The sequence below is a fragment of the Desulfarculus baarsii DSM 2075 genome, from assembly GCF_000143965.1.
In the GTDB taxonomy this organism is placed as follows: domain Bacteria; phylum Desulfobacterota; class Desulfarculia; order Desulfarculales; family Desulfarculaceae; genus Desulfarculus; species Desulfarculus baarsii.
The window spans coordinates 2,966,620-2,988,675 of record NC_014365.1 but is presented as its reverse complement, the minus strand read 5'-3'; the positions used below and the strand labels follow the sequence as shown (position 1 = coordinate 2,988,675).

17 protein-coding genes are annotated in these 22,056 nt (G+C 67.1%); 2 read left to right on the top strand and 15 right to left on the bottom strand.

Features of this window, described 5'->3' with window-relative positions; genetic code table 11:
- Positions 1 to 38 precede the first annotated feature (38 nt).
- On the bottom strand, positions 39 to 2,594 hold the full coding sequence (gene glgP, locus DEBA_RS13395; protein WP_013259483.1) for an alpha-glucan family phosphorylase: 2,556 nt from the start codon (positions 2,592 to 2,594) through the stop codon (positions 39 to 41).
- Between the two features lie 104 nt (positions 2,595 to 2,698).
- Positions 2,699 to 6,037, bottom strand: coding sequence for a tetratricopeptide repeat protein (locus tag DEBA_RS13390; protein WP_013259482.1), 3,339 nt, complete (start codon positions 6,035 to 6,037; stop codon positions 2,699 to 2,701).
- A gap of 197 nt (positions 6,038 to 6,234) precedes the next feature.
- Between DEBA_RS13390 and DEBA_RS13385 the strand changes: the two genes are divergently transcribed.
- Together DEBA_RS13385 and DEBA_RS13380 are read left to right on the top strand one after the other, a co-directional pair.
- Positions 6,235 to 9,318: a PAS domain S-box protein gene (locus DEBA_RS13385; RefSeq protein WP_013259481.1), complete on the top strand. Its 3,084-nt coding sequence runs from the start codon at positions 6,235 to 6,237 to the stop codon at positions 9,316 to 9,318.
- Between the two features lie 150 nt (positions 9,319 to 9,468).
- Entirely contained in the window at positions 9,469 to 9,819 is a 351-nt protein-coding gene (locus tag DEBA_RS13380) for a PilZ domain-containing protein (RefSeq protein WP_187288564.1), read from the top strand.
- 286 nt (positions 9,820 to 10,105) lie between these two features.
- On the opposite strand, the gene DEBA_RS17275 is transcribed toward DEBA_RS13380, so the two are convergent.
- From DEBA_RS17275 to DEBA_RS13315, 13 genes are all read right to left on the bottom strand, one after another.
- A complete protein-coding gene (locus DEBA_RS17275) occupies positions 10,106 to 10,864 on the bottom strand; it encodes a putative metalloprotease CJM1_0395 family protein (protein ID WP_013259479.1) in 759 nt (252 codons plus the stop codon).
- A gap of 73 nt (positions 10,865 to 10,937) precedes the next feature.
- Positions 10,938 to 11,588, bottom strand: coding sequence for an energy-coupling factor ABC transporter ATP-binding protein (locus DEBA_RS13370; RefSeq protein WP_013259478.1), 651 nt, complete (start codon positions 11,586 to 11,588; stop codon positions 10,938 to 10,940).
- A gap of 2 nt (positions 11,589 to 11,590) precedes the next feature.
- Positions 11,591 to 12,388 carry a cobalt ECF transporter T component CbiQ gene (gene cbiQ, locus DEBA_RS13365; RefSeq protein ID WP_013259477.1) on the bottom strand — a complete coding sequence of 266 codons (798 nt, stop codon included), beginning with the start codon at positions 12,386 to 12,388 and terminating at the stop codon, positions 11,591 to 11,593.
- Positions 12,389 to 12,417: 29 nt separating this feature from the next.
- A complete protein-coding gene (locus DEBA_RS13360) occupies positions 12,418 to 13,035 on the bottom strand; it encodes a hypothetical protein (RefSeq protein ID WP_013259476.1) in 618 nt (205 codons plus the stop codon).
- An 11-nt stretch (positions 13,036 to 13,046) separates the two neighbouring features.
- Positions 13,047 to 13,655: a cobalt transporter CbiM gene (gene cbiM / locus DEBA_RS13355; protein ID WP_013259475.1), complete on the bottom strand. Its 609-nt coding sequence runs from the start codon at positions 13,653 to 13,655 to the stop codon at positions 13,047 to 13,049.
- A gap of 49 nt (positions 13,656 to 13,704) precedes the next feature.
- Positions 13,705 to 14,463 carry a DUF4198 domain-containing protein gene (locus DEBA_RS13350; protein WP_013259474.1) on the bottom strand — a complete coding sequence of 253 codons (759 nt, stop codon included), beginning with the start codon at positions 14,461 to 14,463 and terminating at the stop codon, positions 13,705 to 13,707.
- A 46-nt stretch (positions 14,464 to 14,509) separates the two neighbouring features.
- On the bottom strand, positions 14,510 to 15,781 hold the full coding sequence (locus DEBA_RS13345) for an LbtU family siderophore porin (RefSeq protein ID WP_043814542.1): 1,272 nt from the start codon (positions 15,779 to 15,781) through the stop codon (positions 14,510 to 14,512).
- 288 nt (positions 15,782 to 16,069) lie between these two features.
- On the bottom strand, positions 16,070 to 17,596 hold the full coding sequence (locus DEBA_RS13340) for a cobyric acid synthase (protein ID WP_013259472.1): 1,527 nt from the start codon (positions 17,594 to 17,596) through the stop codon (positions 16,070 to 16,072).
- A complete protein-coding gene (locus tag DEBA_RS13335; RefSeq protein WP_013259471.1) occupies positions 17,593 to 18,363 on the bottom strand; it encodes a tRNA 2-thiocytidine biosynthesis TtcA family protein in 771 nt (256 codons plus the stop codon). Before DEBA_RS13335 ends, DEBA_RS13340 begins: the two co-directional genes overlap by 4 nt.
- Positions 18,364 to 18,366: 3 nt before the next feature.
- Complete coding sequence (locus DEBA_RS13330; protein ID WP_013259470.1) at positions 18,367 to 19,191, bottom strand: MBL fold metallo-hydrolase; 825 nt, start codon at positions 19,189 to 19,191, stop codon at positions 18,367 to 18,369.
- The gene (locus DEBA_RS13325; RefSeq protein ID WP_013259469.1) at positions 19,188 to 19,463 is read right to left on the bottom strand and encodes a hypothetical protein; all 276 of its coding nucleotides are present in this window, start codon (positions 19,461 to 19,463) and stop codon (positions 19,188 to 19,190) included. Before DEBA_RS13325 ends, DEBA_RS13330 begins: the two co-directional genes overlap by 4 nt.
- A complete protein-coding gene (tsaA, locus tag DEBA_RS13320; RefSeq protein WP_013259468.1) occupies positions 19,460 to 19,888 on the bottom strand; it encodes a tRNA (N6-threonylcarbamoyladenosine(37)-N6)-methyltransferase TrmO in 429 nt (142 codons plus the stop codon). Before tsaA ends, DEBA_RS13325 begins: the two co-directional genes overlap by 4 nt.
- A gap of 38 nt (positions 19,889 to 19,926) precedes the next feature.
- Positions 19,927 to 21,876: a SurA N-terminal domain-containing protein gene (locus tag DEBA_RS13315; protein WP_013259467.1), complete on the bottom strand. Its 1,950-nt coding sequence runs from the start codon at positions 21,874 to 21,876 to the stop codon at positions 19,927 to 19,929.
- Between the last annotated feature and the right edge of the window lie 180 nt (positions 21,877 to 22,056).

Here is a 22,056-nt window from a genome sequence, read left to right as displayed (position 1 = left end):
CGCCCCCCGCGCCAAGAGGGGGACGGGGCGTTTAGGGCCTAGCCCCAGGCGGCCAGGCCCAGCGAATACTTCGAGCCCAGGCCGGCGTGATAAGGCGCCAGGCGCACGCGCAGGCCCATGCGGCCGGTGGCGTCGCAGGCAAAGGAGCCTTTGAACAGCCACAGTCCGGGTTCGATTTCGCTCTCGGGTTGCATGCCGAAGGTGCGGCGGTCGGTGAACAGGCCGAAAGGCCCCAACTGGCCGGTGTAGATGTCGCAGACCACGTCGCTTGGCGTGAGTTGGCCCAGGCGCACCTTGGCCCGCACCTCCACCTCCTGGCCCCAGGTCAACGGGCCCTGGATGGGGCTGGTCACATCTTGCACCTGCACCTGGCTCCAGTTTTCCATGACCATCGAGACCCAACCGCCCAACTCCCTGGCCCCGGCGAAATCATCGCGCGACAACTGGGCGTAGCGCAGGCCGCCGGGCAGGTAGGCCATTTCGACGTAATCCTCGACCATGCGGTGGCTGTTGAAGGCCGGGCAGACCACGCGCAGGCAGTTTTTCATGTGCTTGATCCACTCGCGGGGCAGGCCCTGGTCGTCGCGATAGTAGAACATCGAGGGCACGTCGTTTTCGAGCAGACGATAGAGCGCCCCGGCCTCGAGCATGTTCTGCACGCCTTCGTCTTCGTACTCCTCGCCCTGGCCGATCTGCCAGCCGATGCCAGGCTGGAAGGCCTCGGCCCACCAGCCGTCGAGCACGCTGAGGTTGAGCGCGCCGTTGGCGGCGGCCTTCATGCCGCTGGTGCCGCAGGCCTCCAAGGGCCGGCGGGGGTTGTTGAGCCAGACGTCGGCCCCCTGGACCAGATAGCGGGCCAGGCCCATGTCGTAGTCCTCGACAAAGACGATCTTGCCGCGGAAACGCTCGTCGTGGGTCAGGTTGACGATGCGGCGAATGAACTCCTTGCCCTCGTTGTCCTTGGGGTGGGCCTTGCCGGCGAAGATGAACTGCACGGGCCGCTCGGGGTGGTTGACGATGGCGGCCAGGCGGTCGATGTCGTAGAGCAAGAGCACGGCGCGCTTGTAGGTGGCGAAACGCCGGGCAAAGACGATGGTCAGCCGGTCGGGGCGCAAAGATTCGGCGCAGACGGCCAGTTCGCGGGCCGAGCCGCCACGGCGTTTGAACTGCCGGACCAGGCGCTGGCGCACTTCCGAGACCATCTGGGCCCGGCGGCGTTCGTGCATCTGCCACAGCTCGCTGTCGGGGATCTGGTCCACGCCCTGCCAGACGGCGTCGGAGTCGGGGTCTTCCATCCAGCCGGGGCCCAGATAGCGGTTGTAGAGGTAGGCGATGTCGGGGTTGATCCAGGTGGAGGTGTGCACGCCGTTGGTGATGTGGCCGATGGGCACGTCCTCCTCGGGGAAGTGGGGCCAGACGTCTTTCCACATCTGGCGGCTGACCTGGCCATGCAACTCGCTGACGCCGTTGTTGAAGGCGCTCAGGCGCAGGGCCAGCACGGTCATGCACAGGGGTTCGTTCTGATCGGTGGGGTGCACCCGGCCATAGCCCAGAAGCACCGGCATCGAGATGCCCAACTCGCCCACGTAGCCCTGGAAATGACGGCGCACCAAGTCGGTGTCGAAGTAGTCGTTGCCGGCGGGCACCGGGGTGTGGGTGGTGAAGCAGCCGGTGGCCCGGACGATCTCGCGGGCCTGGTCGAAGTTGAGGCCGTGCTTTTGGCGCAGCAGACGGATGCGCTCCAGGGCGGCGAAGGCGCTGTGGCCCTCGTTCATGTGGATGACGCTGTAGGTTATGCCCAGCTTGTCCAAAAGCCGCACGCCGCCGATGCCCAGCAGGATCTCCTGGCGGATGCGCATCTGGGTGTCGCCGCCGTAGAGCTGGAAGGTGATGTCGCGCAGATCCGGCGGGTTTTCCTCGATGCCCGAATCGAGCAGATACAGCGGCACGCGGCCCACGTCGATGCGCCAGGCCCGGGCGATCAGCGGCCGGCCCTCGATGTCGACGCTGATGCGGATCTCCTGGCCCTGGTCGTCGTGCAGCAACTTCATGGGCATGTTCCAGAAGTCGTTGGCCGCGTATTCTTCCTGCTGCCAGCCGTCGTGGTCGAGGTATTGGGTGAAATAGCCCTGGCGATAAGCCAGGCCCACGCCGACCAGGGGGATGTTGAGGTCGCTGGCGCTTTTGAGGTGATCGCCGCTGAGCATGCCCAGGCCGCCGGAATAGATGGGCAGGCAGTTGGCCATGCCGTATTCGGCCGAAAAATAGGCCACCGTGAAGTTTTCCGGCGCGCGGCCGCCCAGGAAGGGGCAGTAGTCGGTGGACATGTATTGTGAAAGCTGCGAGGCCGCCCGCTCCATCTGGGCGATGAAGCCGCCGTCCTCGGCCAGGCTGGCCAAGCGCTCCTGGTGCACCTGGTTGAGCAGGGCCACCGGGTTGTAGCGCGATTTGCGCCACAGGTCGACATCGATGCGTTGCCACAGCTCTTGGGCTTCGGGGTTCCAAACAAACCACAGGTTGGAGGCCAATTTCTTCAGCGGCTCCAGGGCCGGCGGCAGCTTGGGTCGCACTTCAAAGCTAATGGTGGGTCGCACTTGAATTCTCTCGTCTAGAGGTTGGCTTGACATGATCAAAGTTTGAACCGGCCAGGCCCCGGATGCAAGCAATATCGCCCGGCGGCCGGTGGGCGGAGCGTGACTTATTTGATCGTGATCGTGGCCAAAACGACTTCCTTGGCCCCATTGCCCTGACCTTCGATGACGCGGGCGCCCTTGCCGGTGAAGCGCGGATCCCACAGGCCCACCACCAGCCTGTATTGGCCGGGCTTGGCGTCGGTGGGGATGCTGAGTTGATAGTCCTCGCGCACGACCTGGCCGGGGGTCAGGCTGGTCATGTCCACCCGGCCGTGGTCGAGCAGGTGGTCGAAGTTGATGATGCGGCCTTCGCCCTCCAGGTGGACGAAGATGAAAAAGTTGGTCGGCGGCCTGCTCCACGCCCGCCAATAATAATTGACGTCGAGCTGGCCACCCGGGCTAACCTCGGCCTTGGGCAGGTCGTAGCCCAGCAGGGTCAGGCCGCCCTCGAAACGGCTTTCGAACTTTAGCGATGGCCGCAGATAGGCCAGGCTCTTTTCGACTCTGGCCGCGTCGTCGGCCAGGCGCAGCGCCAGGTAAAGCTCACGCAGTTGGGCCAGAATGTCGGGCTGGGCGGTGAAGGTTTTTTCGGCCAGGCGGGCGATATGGGCGGCGCGTTCGGCCTGGCCGGCGTCGCTCAGGGCCCTGGCCAGGGGCAGTTGGACGCGGTCGAAGCCGGGGTCGCTGGCCAAGGCGGCCTCGAAGGCCTCCACGGCCTGGGCGTAGCGGCCCTCGCCCAGGGCCAGGCGGCCCTTGGCGTCGTGATACCAGCGCAAGACGCCGGCGATATGGCCGGCCAGGTCCACGCCCACGCGCAGGCGTTGCAGGGTCGGCTCGCCGCCGTGGCCCTCCAGCCTGATTTCCAGCGATTGGCCGATCTTGGGGCAGACAAAACTCAGGCGCATGGATTTGCCCCGGGCCACGGTCCGGGCGTCGACGCCATGTTGGGCCAGCAACCGCGAGCCCTCGGGCCCGTGGCCCCAGACCTGGGCCCGGCCCGCCCAACCCTCGGGCGCGGAGCGATCCTCGGCGAAGTCCAGCCACACCTCGCCGTGGCCGGCGGGCATGGGTTGGTCCAGCCAGATCTTCAGCTCGCCGCCGCCGGGCGTGCGACGCAACACGCCGCTGAAGCCGGGGCCGCTGAAGGGCGCTTCACGCTCCTTGGGCAGGCAGGGCGGCCCGTCGATCTGGTAGGCGTGGCCCAGTGACTCCAGCAGCAGGGCGGGGTCGTAGCCGGTCAGACGGCGCAATTTTTCCAGCCAGGCCGCGTCGGGCTTTCGGCTGGCCAACTCGATGAAGTCCTTGGCCGGCCCGCCGTCTTCGCCGTCGAGGGCGTCCATGACCTTGCGGGCCTGGTCCAACAGGCCCAACTCCGTCAGCGCGCCGGCCAACAGCGCGCCGGCGTCGAAGCTGCCCGGCTGCTGGGCCAGGGCCTTGGCCAGAAAACGCCGGGCGTCGTCGAGGTCTTCGCGCTCCAGGGCGCGGCGGCCGATGATCAACGGATCCCAGTCGATGCGGGCCAGCACCGCGTCGCCGCGCAGCAGCCGCGCCTTGACCGGATAGACGCCGCCGGACATGGGCGGCCACGCCTTGGCCTCCACGATCAATTCTTCGTCCTGGCCGGGGAAGACGCCAAACACCCGGCCCAGGCCGGGGCCCTGGCGCACCTCGACAAGGGCCAGATCGGCGCCCATGTTGCGCAGGTGCACGGCGATGCTGTCCAGCGGCCCCGGCCCGCGCAAGACCCGCTCGCGCCAGGTGTGGCCACGCAGCAGCATGGTCTGCGAGTTCTGGCCGTAGGTGGCGTTGCCGACGTAGATCATGTCGTAGTCGCGCTGGACGTCGGCCGAGGGGCGGAACAGGGCCAACGGTCTGGTCACGGCGGCGGCGCGGGCCGGGCCGTAGATCTCCATCACGGGGTTGATCCAGCGCGGATTGGCCGCGCCGGGCGCGGCCGCCATGGGCGACCAGCGGTCGCTGAGCGCGAAGGAGGCCACCCGCTGCAAGCCGGGCGGCGGAGCTTGGGCGTCGGCCGCCTGTCGGTTCCAGAGCAGATAGGCCCCGTTTTCGATCAGGCGCTCGGCGGCCAGGCCCTTGGCCGCCGGCTCGGCCTGTTGAAAAATCGTCGGCGGGCAACCCGGCCCGGCCAACAGAGGGGCGTCGGCGGGCAGATTGTCGGCCAGCCACGTCTTGGCGGCGGCCACGGTGTCGGTCTGCCAGAAGATATAGGCCAAGCCCAGCGAGCGCCACAGGGGCGTCAGGCACAGCAACAGCCCCAGGGCCAGCGCCGCGGCCACTTGCAGGTTGTAGCGAGGCAACCGCCGGCAGATCAGCGCCAGCGGCCAGCCGGCGCTGGCCGTCGCCAACGGCGTCCAGCAAACGGCCACGCTTTCGATGGACATGTTTTGAGCGGCCAGGCCGGCGGCCAGAAAAGGCAAGGGGGCCGTCACGATCAGCAGGGCCAGGGGCCTGTCGCGGCCCAGGCTCAGCGCGGCCGCCGCCAACCAGAGCCCGGTGATCTCCAGCCCGCCCATCTCCGCGAGAAGCTCCCACAGCTGGCCGCCGCGCCGGGCAAGGTGGGCCCACCAGCCTTCGGGCGGCTGGCTGATGGCCCAAAGCGCCCACGGACCCCGGCCCTGGGCGTCGTCGGGCCAGACCAACCATGGGCTGCCGACGATCACCCCGGCCGCCAGGCCCAGGGCGAACACCGCCGGCCAATAGGCCAGCAGCCGTCTGGGCGCGGCCACGCGTCGCCATAAGCCCAAGGCCAGGGCCAGGGCCGGATAGGCCAAGGCCCAGACGCCCATGGGCTCGGTGGTGACGGTCAGGCCGCAGGCCAGGCCGGCCACGGCGCAGGAACGCGCCCCCGGCCGCTTGGCCAAGTCGTGGGCGGCCAGAAGGCAGAGCATGATCATCGTGGCCAGCGGCGTGGCCAGGGAGAAGAAATGGCTCTGGGTCACCAGCAAGGGGCTGACGGCGATCATGGCCGCCGCCAGGAGGCCGGCGCCCACGCTGCCAAAGGCCCCACGGGCCAGCGAATAGGCCAGCGGCGCTTGAGCCGCGCCGAAAAGGGCCACCAAAAAGCGGCCGGCCATCAGCGAGGGAACCACGCCTTCGGCCACGAAACGCGCCTCGCCCAGCAGAAGCTTGGCCGATCCGGCCACGATCTCCGCCAGGCCCTTGCCCAGGGCGGCCAGCGAATAGAAAAATTGGTTGAACAGGCCGGCGTAGGCGGGTTGGCTCGGCGAGAGGCTCTCAAGGATGCGCCAAGCCCATTCGTCGGGGTGCGGGCTGGCGGCCTCGCCCCGGCCCCAGGCCAGGCCCCACAGGCGCAGGCACAGCCCCAGCACGAAAAGGGCCAGCAAGATCAAGCGGCGGGGAGCCATCGAGAAGATCATGCCCATGAACCAACACACTCCGCGGTACTCAGGGGCATCTTACACGATATCGGCCGACTTTGGCGGGCCGGCGCGTAAAAACCGCCGCCGCTTCGCCATAAAACAACGGCAAGTCACAGGTGTTTATCGGGAGTTGTTGCCAAGCGCCTGGCGACAAGTTTAAGCTGATGATATGAAAATCGCCCACCATACGGAGCCTGGCCATGGCCGAAGTGGTTGACGAGAAAATCGAGCGGATGGTGGGGGGCGCGTCTGGTGAGCCGCGCCAAGGCAACGGGGCCGAGCGCCTCACGGGCGGGATCTTGCGCATGGCCCGGCAGATGCCCATCCTGCTGTTGGGCTTCGGGCTGGACGGCCTGGTGACTTTCTGGAACGACGAATGCGCGCGCGTCACCGGCTACGACGCCGTCGAAGCCATGGCCAACCGCGACATGGCGGCCCGGCTCTGCCCGGAAGGTCACGACCGCCAGCGTCTGCGCGAGATCCTCGTCACTCCCGAGGACGATTTTCACGAGCGCGAGTTTTCGCTGAAAACCAAAGACGGCGCGTTGAAGACCATCGCCTGGTCCAACATCTCGCGGAGCTTTCCGGTGGAAGGCTGGGCCTCGTGGGTGGTCGGCGTCGACGTCAGCGGGCGGCGGGCGGCCGAGACGGCCCTGAGGATCTCCGAGGAGAAGTTTCACACCCTGGTCGACAGCGCGGTGGAAGGCATCAACGTGGCCCAGGAGGGCCGCCTGTGCTATCTGAACAAATCCATGGCCGCCATGCTTGGCTACGAGCCCGAGGAGCTTCTGGGCCACGGCTTTCACGAACTGATCCACCCGGCCGACCTGCCCATTGTCCTGGAGCGCCACTATTCGCGTCTGCGCGGCGGTTCGCCGCCCAACGTCTATCCCTTCCGGCTGGTGGCCAAGGACAACCGGGTGCGCTGGGCCGAGTTGAAAACCGTCATCATCGACTGGGAAGGCCGTCCGGCCACCCTCAACCTGATGCGCGACATCACCGACCGGCGCAACATCGAACAGGCCCTGCGCGACGGCGAGCGGCGCTATCAGGCCCTGGCCGACGCCACCTTCGAGTCGGTTTTGATTGTCGAGCGCGGCCGCTGCGTCGAGGCCAACAAGACGGCCCTGGCCATGTTTGGCTACGACCACGATCAACTGCTCGAGCGTGATTTCTGCGATCTGTTCGCCGACACCGCCTGCCAGGAAATCCGCCGCTTCATGCAAAGCGGCTCGGCCGAGCCCATGGAGGCCGAGGCCAGGCGTGGCGACGGCGGTTTTTTCTGGGCCGAGGTCTGCTGCCGCCAGGCCAGTTATCAGGGCCAGGCGGTGACTGTCTGCGCCGTGCGCGACGTCACCGCCAACAAGACGGCCCAGATCGAGTTGCGCCGCAGCGAGGCCACCATCCGCGGCATCCTCAACGCCGCGCCCATCGCCATCGGCATCATGGTCGGCGCCGAACGGGTCTTGGGCTGGTCCAACAAGATGATGTCGGAGATGACCGGCTTTTCCGTCGAGGAGTTGGAAGGCATGCCCGCCAGCGGGCTCTACCCCGACAGCCAGGAATACGAGCGCGTCGGCCGCCTGCGCCGGGAACTGCTGCCCGCCACCGGCCTGGGTTCGGGCGAGACGGTCTGGCGGCGCAAGGACGGCGCGCTGATCGACGTGCTTTTAAGCGGCGCCCTTTTGAACCCCGACGACATGGCCGACGGCCTGGTCTACACCGCCCTGGACATCACCCAGCGCAAAAAGACCGAGCAGGCCCTCAAGGACAACGAAGAGCGCCTGCGCAAGATCGTCGAGGGCCTGCCCCTGGGCGCGGTGCTGCGCGATGGCGATCGGCTCTACGCCAACAAGGCCGTCGAGGACATCACCGGCTGGGCCAGGGCTGATCTGGCCACGGTCGCGGATTGCTTCGCCCGGATCTTTGTCGAGGAGCCCGAACGCTTTGCCGCGCTCTATGACAAATTCAGGAGCAGCGACGGGCCGTCCAAGATGGTCGTCAACATCACGCGCCGGGATGGCCAGCGCCGCGCGGTGGAGTTCTCCTCCAGCAAGGAGGGCGAAAACGAGCTGTGGCTGCTGCGCGACGTGACCGAGGAAACAAAGGCCGCCGAGGAGAAGGCCCGTCTGGAAAGCCAACTCCGCCACGCCCAGAAAATGGAGGCCCTGGGCACCCTGGCCGGCGGCATCGCCCACGATTTCAACAATATTTTGGCCGCGATCATCGGCTTTACCGAACTGGCCGTGGAGGGCCATCAAGAGGGCCAGGTCAATCCGGCCGACCTGAAGCAGGTGCTGCGCTCGGCCGAGCGAGCCCGTGAACTGGTGCGTCAGATCCTGGCCTTCAGTCGCCAGACCGAGGCCGAACTGCGCCCCATGGACCTGAACAAGCAACTGGGCCAGACCGTTGAGCTGCTCAAGTGCACCCTGCCCAAGATGATCAGCGTCGAGACGATCCTGTCCGGCGATGCGCCCCTGGTGCTGGCCAACAACAACCAGATCGAGCAACTGCTTTTGAACCTGGCCAACAACGCCCGCGACGCCATGCCCGAGGGCGGCCGCCTGATCTTCGAGACCGAAAGCGCCATGCTCGACGACGAATTCTGCCAGCATCACGTTGGGCTGGAGCCTGGGGCCTACGTGCTGTTGAAGGTCTCGGACACTGGCCACGGCATGGACGCCAAGACGCTTTCGCGCATGTACGACCCGTTTTTTTCGACCAAGGAAGTCGGCAGGGGCACGGGCCTGGGCATGTCCACGGTCTACGGCATCGTCAAGGGCCACCGTGGCCACATCAGTTGCTACAGCGAACCGGGACGGGGCACGATCTTCCGTGTCTACCTGCCGGTCAGCCCGGCCGGCCAGGAGGGCGCGTCCGGCGAGCTGCCAACCCAAATCAACGGCCCCGGCGGCACGGAGACGATCCTGCTGGTCGACGACGAACCGGCCCTGCGCGAGATCGGCGCCAAGATGCTGGCGCGCCGAGGTTATCACGTGACCAGGGCCGCCAGCGGCGAGGAGGCCCTGGAGATTTTCGACGCCGATCCCTCGGCCATCGATCTGGTCATCCTCGATGTGAGCATGCCCGGCATGGGCGGCCACGCCTGCCTGCGCAAGCTGCGCGAAGCCGATCCCCAGGTCAAGGTGATCATCGCCAGCGGCTATTCCCGCGAGACGCAGCTAAAGGAGATCGCCGCCGTGGGCGCCTCGGGCTACGTGGCCAAGCCCTTCCGGGCCTACGACCTGCTGACCCTGGTGCGCCAGGTGCTGGACGAGGGCTGAAGCCGGCCGCGGCCCGCGCCGACGGTTGACCGCCGCCGCGAAAACGTATATCATCCCCACGGCTTCAATAATGGGGGGATGATGTTTTCGGCTCGCACATCGCCAACCGAGCGCCGGGGGCTGCCGCGCCACCAGGCGCCGGCCGAGGCCGTGGCCATAGTTCAATCTGGCCTTTCGGCCGTGGCGCGCATCAAAGACATCAGTCTGGGCGGCCTGCGCTTGGAGCGCTTTGGCCGCTGGGAAGAGGCGTCGGGCGAGCTGTCCGTGGACATCATGGTCAAGCCGGTCGGCTTTTTTCTGGCCGAGATGCGCTGCGAGATGGTCTGGCGGCAGGGGTCCGCGTCAGGCTCCAAGGCCCCACTTCGCGGCGAGCGGCAGACGTGCGGCGTGCGCTTCCTCGACGCGCCCGGCCAGCAAGCCAAAATCGAGCTGCTGGGCGAATTCCTCCGTTCGGGAGCGTTGGAGTCCCTTGACCCCGAGGCTTGCCGCTTGGCGATCTGAGCGCCGGCCGCCCGCCGCAAAACAAATCGCCCGTCTCCCCCGATAAGGCGGAAGCGGGCGATCTGCTTTTTCGAGCCCCGGATGCTGCGTTTGCGCCGCCCAGCGACTGTGGCGGCGTTTTGTTGCCTGGCGCTCTTGGGGGCTGGCGGCCGGGCCCAAGCGCTTTACCTGAGCCCGGGGGGTAGGCTTGTCCTACGCCCGGCGTTATAATCCTAGCTCTTGCTAGAGATTATAACGCCATCCCCCCTGGCCGGCAACGGGTGGCGACAAATTTCATCCGGCCGCCTCAGGCCACCACGTGGGTGCTTTTCAGGCGCGCTTCGATGGGCGGCGGGGCGCTGGCCGCGCGGGGATCGGGCAGCAGGCCCGAGGCGTCGGCCACCTGACCGGCCCGCATCAGGCCCTGGCCGGCGTGCTGCACGGCCTGGCTTTGCTCTTGGGCCAGTTCGCGGCGCGCCTCGGCGGCCATCTGCGAGGCCTTGGCCGCCACCTGGTGGTCTTGGGTCGATGGTTTGGCCGGGGCCAGGGCGGCGCGGCGGATCTGGGCGGCCTTTTGCATGGTGGCCTGGGGGTCGCCGGGCACCTTGGAGACGTCGATGGGCACCTCGCCGCCCACGGCGTATTGCCGGCCGTCGGGGCCGGTTTCGTATTGATAGCTGGGGCTGCCGGCGTGGCGGCCGCCGGCGGCCTTGTGGGCCTGCTCGTGGGCGCGCACTTCGCGGTCGCGGGCCTGGAGCTTGCTCAGCGCCTGCTGCTCTTGCTGGTCGAGGTTTTGGGCCGCGCCGGCCAGGCACGAGGGGCATTGGCCGCAGGAACAGCCGCCGCGCTGGTCGCTCCGGTCGCTTTGGTCCTCGTTGCCCGATCCGGGCTGTTGGGGATTTTCCTCCAGGCAGCCCGGCCCGGGCACCAGCTCGGCCTGGCCCTGGCCGCTGGCGGCCGGGGATTGTTCGGCCTGGGCGGGCACGGCCTTGGGCGGATCCTGGCGCGGTTGCTCCAGCGGCCCGGCGCTCCAGCCTGGGCCGCCGAGGGGGGCGAGAGTCGTCATGGCGCGGCTCCTCGTTCAATGATTCTGATTGTCTTATCGGCGGTGGGAGCGGGTTTCTTGAGGGCGGCGGGCGTTATTGTTCCACCAACGCGCCATCTTGCATCACCAGAATGCGCTGGCACAGCCGCTGGAGAAAGCCGCGGTCGTGGGAGACGATGGCCCACGAGAGCGGACTATCCAGCAAGCGGCGCTCCAGGCGCACGGAGTGTTCCTCGTCCAGGCCGTTGCTGGGCTCGTCGAGCAGGATGGCCTGGGGCTCCATGGCCAGCACCGCCGCCAGCGAGACCAGGCGTTTTTCGCCGCCCGAAAGCTGATAGGTCACGCGCTTTTGATAGCCTTCCAGGCCCAGATCGGCCAGCGTGCGATCGACCACGCGCAGGGCCTCGTCCTTGCCCAGGCCCAGGTTGCGCGGGCCAAAGGCCACGTCCTCGGCCACGGTGGGGCAAAAGAGCTGGTCGTCGGGGTCTTGGAACAGCAGGCCCACCTGGCGGCGCAGACGGCGGAAATCATTTTCGCTTTGGCAGAGTTGGCCCAGGCCGTGGATCCGGCCCTGGCTGGGCGCGACCAGGCCCATGGCCAGCAGGAACATGGTCGATTTGCCCGCGCCGTTTGGTCCCCAAATGCCCAGGCGGTCGCCTTTGTTGAGGGTGAAGTTGAGGCCCTGGTGCACCGGCGGGCGGCCGGGGTAGGCGAAGGTGACGTCTTCCAGGCGCAGCAATTCCAAGATCAGATTCCCCACTGAAGCACGATCAGGCCGGCCAGGGCCATGGCCGCGCCGGCGCAGAAGATGGTGTCCTGGCGACGCCAGGCAAAATGGTCCAACACCCAGAAGGTGCCGTTGAAGCCCCGGCAGAGCATGGCCTGAAAGACTCGCTCGGCCCGGTCGAAGCTGCGCACCAGGAGCATGCCCACCACGTTGGCGTAGGATCGGTAGGTGTGCAGATTGTTGCCCGGCGTGAAGCAGCGTACGCGCATGGCCAGCGTCAGGCGCTGATATTCGCGGTGCAACACGAAAAGATAGCGAAAAAACAAAAGAAAAAGCGTGACCAGCTTGCCCGGCAGCCGCAGGTGAGCCATGGCGTGCAACAGGTCGTTGACCCGGCTGGTGGCCAATAGCCCGGTCAGCGCGAAAAAGATGGCGTTGACCTTGAGCGTGATCAGCCAGGCCAGCGACAGCCCCGGCGGGTTGAAGACGAGCGAGGCCTCCAGCACGTCGGGGGCGATCTCCAGCCGCCAGGGCAAAAAGGCCCACAAAAACAGCACGAACACATTGACCGTGGCCGTGCGCCGCAGCACCGGCCCCAGGCCCAGCCGCGCCGCCAGCGTCAGGCCCAGGCCCAGGCTCAGCGCCGCCGTCGCCGCCCAGGGGCTGGCGCACAACGACGTCACCAGGCTGAAGCCCAAGGCCGCCAGCAGCTTGGCCCTGGGGTCCAGCCTGGTGAGGGGCCCCCGGCCCTGGCCATTGGCCCCGTCGAGGATCGACGCCTCGGGCTTGGCGCGTGGCGAATGCCGCTCAGCCGACATGGCCCAGGCCGATGATCATGCGCGTGCTCCTATTTTTGCCGACGGCCCAGGAAAAAGGCGGCGATGCCCACCAGGCCCAGAATCCAGCCCAGCCCGCCGATGATCTGGTTGAGCAGCGACGGCTGGTTGGCGGCCAACTTGGTCAACTGGGCGCGAAGCGGCCCGACTTTTTGTTCGACCGCCTGGCTGACGATCCGCTCCAACTGGGCCGCGTCGATGGCCATGGCTCCGGCGGCCGGCGTCGAGGCGTTTTGCTCCGTGGCCGGGGCCGGCGACGCTTGCTGCGCGGCCGGGGTGGCGGCCTGCTCGGCGCTCTGGCCCAGATCCTCGGCGGTCACTTCGTATTCGGCCCGGTGGCCCTCGCCGGCGTCGAGCAGGAGTTTCAGCGGCGGGGCGGCCTGGGGCAGGGGCAGGGCGAAAGCGCCGTTCGCGTCGGTCTGGCCCTCGGCGATGAGCTTGCCCTGGTTGTCGTAGAGCTTCACCGGGCAGTGCATGGCCTTGTCGCCGCCCGAGAAATAGCCCTCGCCCATGAGTTTGTCGCCCTCGGCGTAGGCGTAGACGCCCACCTTGTGGGCCCAGGCCGGCGCGCAGCACAAGATTGACACGGCCAGCGCGAAAATGAAACCGATTGCGAATTTATTTTGCATGCCAAACCCCCTCAAGCCTGGTCGCGGTCCAGCATGGCCGGCCGCACCCTTTTGATAAACAATACCGCAAGCCCGGTCAACACGCCCTCGGCGATGAAGATCGGCACGTGGGCCAGGCCCACCGCCGCCGCCACCGTGGCGAAATCCTCGCCACCGCCAAACAGGGCCAACGCCACGAAAAGGCCAGCCAGGGCCACGGCCAGCGCCCCGGCCAAGGCCCCGCCGGCAAAGGCCACGACGCGGTTTTGGCTGGCGACCATCGACCGAAAAAGATAGTGGCAGATCACCGCCGGCATGGCCATGGAAAAGGTGTTGACCCCCAAAACGATCAGCCCGCCAAACTGCATCAGGATGGCCTGCAACGCCAGCGCCACCAATATCGACGGAAACGCCGCCCAACCCAGCAACAGGCCCACCACGCCGTTCAAGACCAGATGCACGCTCACCGGGCCCACCGGCACGTGGATCAGGCTGGCCACGAAAAACGCCGCCGACAACACCGCCACCCGCGGCAATTTCTGATAATCGAGCCTGGCCAGGCCCATGGCCACGCCGGTGGCGGCCAGCACGGCCCCGCTGGCCAAAACCGGCGCGGAAAGAACTCCTTCTGAAATATGCATCGATGCTTCCTCGCCCGGACGGGGACGCCCCCGCCCGGGCCAGATTGGTTTACTCGTGGGCAAAGACCCAGATCACGCCGCCGACTTCCACGTCCTTGTCCTGGCCGTCGTGGGCGATCTTGCGATCGTCGTCGGTGTGCAGGGCGGCGAAGCCCCACCAGCCCGACCAGGGCATGGTGAAGTTGAACACGCCGTTCTGGTCGGCCTTGACCAGTTGGGTCACGTAGGCGTCGGCCGGGGCCTTGCGCTTGCCGTCCTGGTTGTAATACTCCACCTCGACCTCGGCCCCGGCCAGGGGTTTGCCCTTGTAGAGCACCTGACCGCAGAAGCCGTTGCCGGCATAAAGGCCGTAAGGCTTGCTGAGGGGCACGATTTCCATCTTGAGCCCCAGGGGTTCGTCCCAGCCTTCCTCGGCGCCCATGGCGCTGATGGGAGACTTGGTGTAGTGGATGATGAAGCAGTCCTCGGCCGGCTCCCAATAGGGCTGGGGCACCATGTAAATATAGTAATCGCCAGGCTTTTTGATCTTGTAATCCACCGTCCAGGCCTGGTGGCCGTCCTGCTTTCGCTCCTTGAGCGCCGGCAGCAGGTCGGTTTTTTCGCCCTGGCGGAACACGCCGACCTCGGCCGGTTTGACCAGGTCCATGCCATTGCCCTCGAAAGGATGCCAGAACAGCAGCCGCGCCGAGACGGTGCCCGCCTTGGCCGTGATGTTTTGCTCGGGGATGACCATGCCAAAATGGGCCCAGGCCGGGGCGGCCAGGCTCAGGGTCAGCAAAGCGCCGATGAACAGTTCGCGCGCGCGCATGATTATTTCTCCAGTCCGGGCGACCGCGCCGCCCGGTCAAACACGTTTAGAAGCCCACGGCCAATTGCGTGGTCACGCAGTCCTCTTCGCTTTCGTCGTCAAACTCGAAGCGCATGTACTCCACGCTCAGCACGGTGTCTTCCAGGAATTCCCAGGAGGCGGTCAGACCCCAGCGGTGGTCGGGGGTGTCCATGTCCGAGCCCTTGTCGGCGGTGGGTCCCTCGGCGCCCTCGAAACGGGCCGCGAAGGTCCATTCGTCAAAGGGCATGAAGGCCAGCTCCAGGCTGTAGGCGTAGGGCTTGAGCTTGTCGTCGGGGTAGAGCTCGCCGGCCTTGAAGTCGTCCAGGGCCGAGATGTACTCGGCGGTGAAGGCGACCATTTCGTACTGGGCGCTGATCATCGCCGACCAGCCGGCCACCAGATCCTGGATCTGGTCGTATTCGGTGAGCAGGCCTTCGCGCAGGTTGCCGGCGGCGATGTTGTTGATGTAGGCCAGGCCGAAGTTGAGGTCGACGTCCTTGCCGAGGGCGCCTTCGGGGGCGTCGAACTGGGCGCGGGCGTAGAAGGTGTTGATGGTGTTGTCGGCACCGTCGTCATACTGATGCACGTCGGCGTTGAAGGCGCCCACGCCCACGTTGAACCAGTCCTGGGCCCAGCCAACCTCGGCGGCGGTGGCCTGGGTCTCGAACATGTCCTGGGTGATCGGGTCGCTGACCATGCTGGTCTCGAAAAGGCCGATGGCCGGATACATGCGGCCGCCCAGGAAATAGGCCGGCACGTCGTCGGTCTGGCCCAACAGAATGTAGGCCTCGTCGATGTTCATGGGGTCGGTGTCGCCCTCTTCATAGAGCATGTGCACCAGGCCCTTGACGTACTTGTTGATGTCGGCCTCAATGAACACCTCGGCGGTGGCCAGGGTGAAGTCGCTTACGCTGCTGCTGGGACCATTTTTGGGCTTGAGGTTGGCGTATTGGCCCTCAACCTCGATGGCGCCGTAGATCTTCAGGCGCTTGCCAGCGTCGCTGAGCAGCCCGCCGGCCACTTGTTCGCCCTTGGCCTTTTGAGCCTGCTCGGACATCTTCAGCGAATGCGCGCTGGTCGCCTGAGCCTCCTGGGCCTGCTGGCCGGCCTGCTCGGCGGCCTGGCTGGTCTGGGCCAGCTTGCTTTCAAGTTCGCCGACCCTGGCCTTGAGGGCCTTGACTTCCTCGAGCAGTTGCCGCACCAACTCGTCTTGCCGGTCTTCCGCCGCCGCCGCCGGCAGCGCCGTCAGGCACAGGGCCAGCGCCGCCATGACGGCCAAAACACGTTTGCTTATCATACGCTCTCCCCTGAATTGTCGGCTGAAAAAGGCGATGCCCGGGCTCCTTGGGCGGAGCGCGGGCATGATCGGCCCTCCAGCCTTCAGGCCGGCCGGGCTTTTGGCCCCCTGACGCCGCTGGTCGGGGCTTCTGTTGGGCCGGCGGCCAAGGCGCGCCCCGCGTCCGCGCTTCGGCGCGGCGAGGCTGGCCTCTCCGGTTTTTCCGGCCTATCCCGTGCGCCCTTCCTGGGCCGCCGGCGGCGTCTGAGTTATGTGATCAAACCTAAACTCAATCGACGGGCTCGTCAATCATTTTGGCCCCAGGGGCTCCAGCAGGGGCTCGATGGCCACGTGGGCCTCCAGATGATCGGCCAGCAGGTCGTATTGGCGCTGTTTGAAGGCGGCGTAGTCCAGGCTCTGGGCCGCCGCGTCGTGGCCGCCGGCCCAGGCCAACAGGCCGCGTCGCAGTTGGTCGTTGTCGAAGACGCCGTGTAGGTAGGTGCCCAGCACGCGGCCGTCGGCGCTGACCTGGCCGTCGGCCACATCCACCGCCCGGCCCGAGCGGCTGGTGACCACGAAGGCCGGCCGATCGGCCTCCAAGGCGTTGGTCTGGCCCATGTGAATCTCGTAGCCGGCCAAGAGACCCGACGCGCTCAGCGGCAGGCCGGCCGCGGCCACGGCCAGGGCCTGGCTGGTGGTTTTCTTTTTGGCCATGACCGTGGCCACGGCCAGCAGCCCCAAGCCCTGGGCCTGGCCCGGCGGGCCTTCCACGCCGTGGGGATCGGCGATGACCTGGCCCAGGAGCTGATAGCCGCCGCAGACGCCCAGCACCCGCCCGCCCAAGGCGTGATAGGCCCGCACCGCCTGGTCCAGCCCCGACTCGACCATGGTCCGCAGGGCGGCCAGGGTGTTTTTGGTGCCGGGCAAGATCAGAAGATCCAACCCGGCCAACTCCTCGGGCCGGCTGACCCAACGCAGCTCCACGGCCGGCTCGGCGGCCAGCACGTCGGCGTCGGTGTAGTTGCTGATGTGCGAAAGCCGCGCCACGCCGATGCGGATCCTGCCGCCGCCGGCTGAGGTCATCTGGCCCCGCTCCAGGGCCACGCCGTCTTCCTGGGGCAAGCTGATGTGCGAAAAATGGGGCAACACGCCCAGCACGGGCCGGCCCGTCCGCCGCTCCAGAAACTCCACGCCCGAGGCGAAAAGCGCCGGATCGCCGCGAAACTTGTTGACGATCAGCCCGCGCACCAGCTTGCGTTCGGAGGGCGGCAGCAGGCCAAGCGAGCCGATGATCTGGCCGAAGACGCCGCCGGCGTCGATGTCGGCCACCAACGCCACCGCGGCCTGGGCCCGCTTGGCCATGGCCATGTTGACCAGATCATGCTTTTTGAGATTGACCTCGGCGCACGAGCCCGCGCCCTCCAGGACGATGAGCTGATGGGCCCCTTGCAGCCGGCGGAAGGCGGCCATGACCGTGCGCGTAAGCTTGGGCTTGTGGCGATAATATTCGGCGGCGCGAAAATTGCCCACGGCCCGGCCCAGCACGATGACCTGCGAGCCCATGTCGGAGGTGGGCTTGAGCAGGATGGGGTTCATGTCCACGTGGGGCGCGAGGCCGGCGCATTCGGCCTGGGTGATCTGGGCCCGGCCCATCTCGCCGCCGTCGGCGGTGATGCCCGAGTTGAGGGCCATGTTCTGGGCCTTGAACGGGGCCACGTCCAACCCGCGCCTGGCCAGGGCTCGGCAAAGGGCGGCGGCGACGACGCTCTTGCCCACGTGGGAGCCGGTGCCCACCACCATGATCGGCCGATATTTCGTTTTGGGTTCGCCGGTCATTTGCTGTCGGATTTCTTGCGGCCAAGGCGCATGGTCGTGGGTGGGGCGGGCAGCGAGGCCAGCCCGGCGTGGGTCAGGGCGCGCCACAGGTTGGCGCGCGACTTTTTGTTGTCGCGGAAAAAGCCATCCAACGCCCGGCCGGCCTGGGCCCGCGTGGTCTGGCCGGCCGAGGGGCAGCAGGGCGGCTGCACGGGCAGTTCCTTGACTTGGGCGAAACGCCTGGTTTGATCGGCGCCGATCAGGCTCAAGGGGCGGATGATCTTCAACTCGCCGCGAAAAAGCGCCTGCACCGGCAGCATGGTCGAGATGTTGCCGGCGTGCAGGATATTCATCAGAAACGTCTCGAAGATGTCGTCCTGGTGATGGGCCAGGGCCAGCTTGTTGCAGCCGTGTTCGCGGCACATCTTGAACATCTGGGCGCGGCGCTTGAGGGCGCAGAAAAAGCAGGGGCTGTTCTTGCGATTTTCGGGGCTGTGGGCGCGGGGGCCGAAGTCGCTTTCAAAGACCAGCAGATCCAGGCCCAACTCCGCGCAGAACCGCCGCAACGCGGCCACGTCCACGTTGCCAAAGCCCATGTCGATATGCATGGGCGTCAGCTCGAACTCGATGGGGATGCGGCGCATGCGTTCGCGCAGCAGCCACAGCAGGCCCAGCGAATCCTTGCCGCCGCTGAGGCCCAAGGCCACCTTGTCGCCCTCGGCGATCATGCGCCAGCCGTGGATGGCCTTGCCGCAGAGGCTGATCATCTGGCGTTCGAGATAGGCCACCGGCTAGAATTCCAGGCGCAGGCCGCTGATCAAATCCACGTAGCGCTGGCCCAGGCTTTGGCGCAGATCCTTGGCCGCGTCCATGGTGCAGTGGCCGCTGGCCACGCGCAGCGCCGGCCGGGCGGCCAGTTCGGCCGCGGCCGCCTGGCGTTGGCCCTGGGGGGCCGGGCCCAGGTGCGTGCCGCCGATCAGCCAGGCCGGGGTGCGGCCCAGGGCCCGTTCGGCGGCCAAAAGGATGTTGACCACCCCGGCGTGGGCGCAGCCGGTGATCAGGGCCGGGCCGCCGGGCGTGTCGACGATCAGGGCCAGGTCGTCGTCAAAGGGGTCGTCGACCACGCGGCCGTCGATCATGGCCACCAGGTTTGGCGCGGGGCCCTCGAAGGCCGTGCGCCGGGGGATGTCTGCCAGAATCCTCAGGCCCGGCCAGGGTTCACTCAGGCCCGTGACGAAGTGAAAGCGCGCGCCCAGGGCCTCGAAGCCGGGTTGATCCAGGGGCGGGCCGATGTCGACCAGCGCGTCGCCTCGCCGCGCCAGGTGCGAGGCGAAGGCCGCCCGGTGCAGCCAGACGTCCAGGGGCGCGCCGGCCCTGGATCGCAGCAGGCCGGGCAGGCCGCCGATGTGATCCAGATGGCCATGGCTGAACACGGCCGCCGTCAGCCGGGCCGGGTCCAGGCCCAGGGCGGCCAGATTGGGCAAAAGCGCCCCGCCGGCCCCGGCGTCGTAGAGAAAGGCCGCGCCTTCGTGCTCCAGCCACAGGGCCAGGCCATACTCGGCGGCCAACTCGGGCCGGTCGGAGTGGTTTTCCACCACCACCGTCAGGCTGGTCATTGGCCTTGATCCTGCTTTTGGCGGACCTGATCGGCGGCGTCGAGGATGCGCTCCAGGCGGCTTTTGGGCGCGGCCAGGAACTGCTCTTGCTGCTGGGGCGTGAAGTGCTCGTTCAAAAAGCCTTGCACGTCGAAGTGGGGTCCAAAGCAAACCAGCACCCGGTGACAGGGCAGGCCGCCTTGCATCTTGCGGCAATAGCCGAAATGCATGGTCTGGCCCAGCATGGGGCACCAGAAATGCAGCACCTGGTCGTGGGATTCCAGGGCGCTCACGGTTTTTTCTCCGGGCGCGGGCGGTCCAGGCCGGCCGCGTAGGGTTTGATGTCGAAAACCGGCGTGCCGTCGATGGCCTCCAGGCCGCGCACGCGCATGACCTGGCCGTCGATGGCCTCCAGCCGCGCCAGGCTCAGGCCAATGGGGCAGGGGCGGATCGGCGCGCGGGTGGCGAAAACGCCTTTCAGCGGCCGCGAACGGTCGCCCCGGGGGTGGACCAGCATCCGCGCCGGGCCGGACAGATGAAAATGATAGAGCACCCACAGCCAGTCGCCGGCCTCCAGGCCTTGCAAGCCTTCGGCCATGCCGTCGGCAAGGACGATCTCGGCCGGCGCGTCGGCCTCCGCGCCCTGGTGGGGGGCCTCGCCGGGCTCGGCAAAGGGCGAATGGATGACCCCGATGGGCGTCAGTTCGATCGGCTCCATGACGTCTATCCCACCTTTCCCGGCCCGCGGGCCGCGATCTAGATGGCCGGCCGGACCCACTCCAAGTCCACGCCGCGGTCGCAGCCAGGAATCTTCCAACCGCCGCCGCTGGTCTGCTGGGGCGCCAGGATGTCGGCGTTGTTGCGCAGGTCGGCCAGGAAGCGTTGATAGGTCTGGTTTTGCATGGTCCGGCGCAGTTGCTGGGTCATGCCTTCGCGCATCTGATCCATGGCCCCTGGCTCGGGCGGCTGGCGCTTGGTGACCACGGCCACGGCAAAGCCGCCGGCCACGGGCACGGGCTGGGCCAACACGGTTTTGTCCTGGGCCAAGGCGTGGATGGCTTGTTGCAGTTGTTCGCTGCCGGGCAGGCCCTCGATCGGCTCGGATGAGGTGAGCGGACCGGTGGGTTTGCCACCCAGTTTGCTCAGGGCCGCGGCGGGATCCTTGGCGGCGTTGAGCTTGGCGATGATCTCCTTGGCCTGGACCTGGGCCAGTTGGTTGGCCTTTTCGGAGCGCACGGCCATCTCGACCTGCTCGCGGACCTTATCCAGGGGCTTGGGCTGGGGCGCGGTGCGCTGGCGGATAACGGCCACCACGGCGCCGCCGTCAAAGGTCATGGGCCGCAGGGGCTGGCCGGCCTCCAGGCCCTGGGCGGCGGCGAACAAGTCCTTGAGGCCGGTGAGGCCGGGCACGGGCTGATCGGCGGTGACGGCCGGCGGCTGCTCGACGACAAGCTTGCGCTCCTTGGCCGCCGCCTCCAGGGGCTGACCCGCGGCCAGGGCGTCGAAGAGGCCTTCGGCCGCCTGCATGGCCAAATCCTTGGCTTGCTGCTCGGCCAGTCGGGCCTTGATCTCGCCGCGCGCCTCCTCCAGCGGGACGATGCGGGCCTTCTTTTTGTCTTCCAGCTTGACCACGTGCCAGCCGAACTCGGTCTCGACCACCTCGATCTGGCCGGGGGTCATCTTGAAGACCAGCTCGTCGAAGGGCCCGACCATCTGGCCGCGCTGGAAATAACCCAGATCGCCGCCCTTGTCGGCCGAGGGGCCTTTGGAATATTCCTTGGCCATCTTGGCGAAATCCTCGCCGGCGCGGGCTTTTTCGAGCAGGGCCAGGGCCTGGGCCTTGGCTTTGGCCTTTTGCGCCTCGTCGGCCTCGGGGGCCAGTTCGATTAGAATGTGCCGGGCGCGGACCTCCTCGGGCCGGCTGTATTGCCGCCAGTCCATCTCGTAGGCGTCGATGATCTCGTCTTCGGCGACGTCGGCCTTGTCGCGGAAAGCGGACACGGGCAGGGCCACGTAGTCGACGCGCAGGGTGGCCGGATTCATGTAGAGGCCCTTGTGCGACTCGTAGTGCTCGGCGATTTCGTCTTCGCCGACCTTGACGCTGTCGAGCAGATCCTCGGGCTTGACAAGCAGGTAGACGGCGTCGGCCCGGCTGAGGGCCTCTTGCAGGGCCTGATCGACCTGCAACGGCGTCACCTGGCCCGAACCGCCGACCATGGCGGCGATTTTGCCTTGCAGCAGGTCGGCGCGCACGCTGTTTTCGAAGCGTTCCTCGGTCAGGCGGTTGGCGGCCAGGCGCTGCTGGTAGAGCCGCATGTCGAATTTGCCCTCGACCTGGAAAGCGGCCATGTCCTGGATCGAGGAGGCCAACTCGCGGTTGCTGACCCCCAGGCCCATGCGTTGGGCTGCCTGGGCCAGGAGCAAGCGGTCCATCAGGCTGTAAAGGGCCTGTTGGCGCAGGTTGAGCATGGGGGCCAGCTTGTCGAAGTTGTCGCCGAACTGCTGGCGGGCCTGCTCGGTCATGCGGCCGTAAAGCTCGGAAACGGCGTCTTCCATGATTGGTTGATCGTTGACCTTCATGGCCACGCCCGGATTGGAGCCGAAGTTGGGGCTGAGCCCGAATGAAAGGGCAAAGGCCAGGGCGATCAGGCCCAGGATGATCTTGATGATCCAGTTGCCCGCTTGTCTGCGCATCAGCTCCAACATGTCGGCCTGCTCCAAAAAGTTCGGCGTTGATCGTGGCTTCGGGGCCCAACTCGGCAGAGGAAAACTAACACGCCCCCGGCGTCAAGTCAATCGGCCGGCGTCAAAGCGGCCTTGACGTCGGCGGCCCAGGCAATACAATGTTACAATGATATCGTCGGCGCGGGCGGGCCGCGCGCATTG

What these genes read in the sequence shown, in the direction of transcription:
- DEBA_RS13390 (WP_013259482.1), bottom strand. Translation starts at nt 6,037, where the DNA reads ATGGGCATGATCTTCTCGATGGCTCCCCGCCGCTTGATCTTGCTGGCC.
- DEBA_RS13385 (WP_013259481.1), top strand. Translation starts at nt 6,235, where the DNA reads ATGGCCGAAGTGGTTGACGAGAAAATCGAGCGGATGGTGGGGGGCGCG.
- DEBA_RS17275 (WP_013259479.1), bottom strand. Translation starts at nt 10,864, where the DNA reads ATGACGACTCTCGCCCCCCTCGGCGGCCCAGGCTGGAGCGCCGGGCCG.
- cbiQ (WP_013259477.1), bottom strand. Translation starts at nt 12,388, where the DNA reads ATGTCGGCTGAGCGGCATTCGCCACGCGCCAAGCCCGAGGCGTCGATC.
- DEBA_RS13360 (WP_013259476.1), bottom strand. Translation starts at nt 13,035, where the DNA reads ATGCAAAATAAATTCGCAATCGGTTTCATTTTCGCGCTGGCCGTGTCA.
- cbiM (WP_013259475.1), bottom strand. Translation starts at nt 13,655, where the DNA reads ATGCATATTTCAGAAGGAGTTCTTTCCGCGCCGGTTTTGGCCAGCGGG.
- DEBA_RS13350 (WP_013259474.1), bottom strand. Translation starts at nt 14,463, where the DNA reads ATGCGCGCGCGCGAACTGTTCATCGGCGCTTTGCTGACCCTGAGCCTG.
- DEBA_RS13345 (WP_043814542.1), bottom strand. Translation starts at nt 15,781, where the DNA reads ATGATAAGCAAACGTGTTTTGGCCGTCATGGCGGCGCTGGCCCTGTGC.
- DEBA_RS13340 (WP_013259472.1), bottom strand. Translation starts at nt 17,596, where the DNA reads ATGACCGGCGAACCCAAAACGAAATATCGGCCGATCATGGTGGTGGGC.
- DEBA_RS13330 (WP_013259470.1), bottom strand. Translation starts at nt 19,191, where the DNA reads ATGACCAGCCTGACGGTGGTGGTGGAAAACCACTCCGACCGGCCCGAG.
- tsaA (WP_013259468.1), bottom strand. Translation starts at nt 19,888, where the DNA reads ATGGAGCCGATCGAACTGACGCCCATCGGGGTCATCCATTCGCCCTTT.
- DEBA_RS13315 (WP_013259467.1), bottom strand. Translation starts at nt 21,876, where the DNA reads ATGTTGGAGCTGATGCGCAGACAAGCGGGCAACTGGATCATCAAGATC.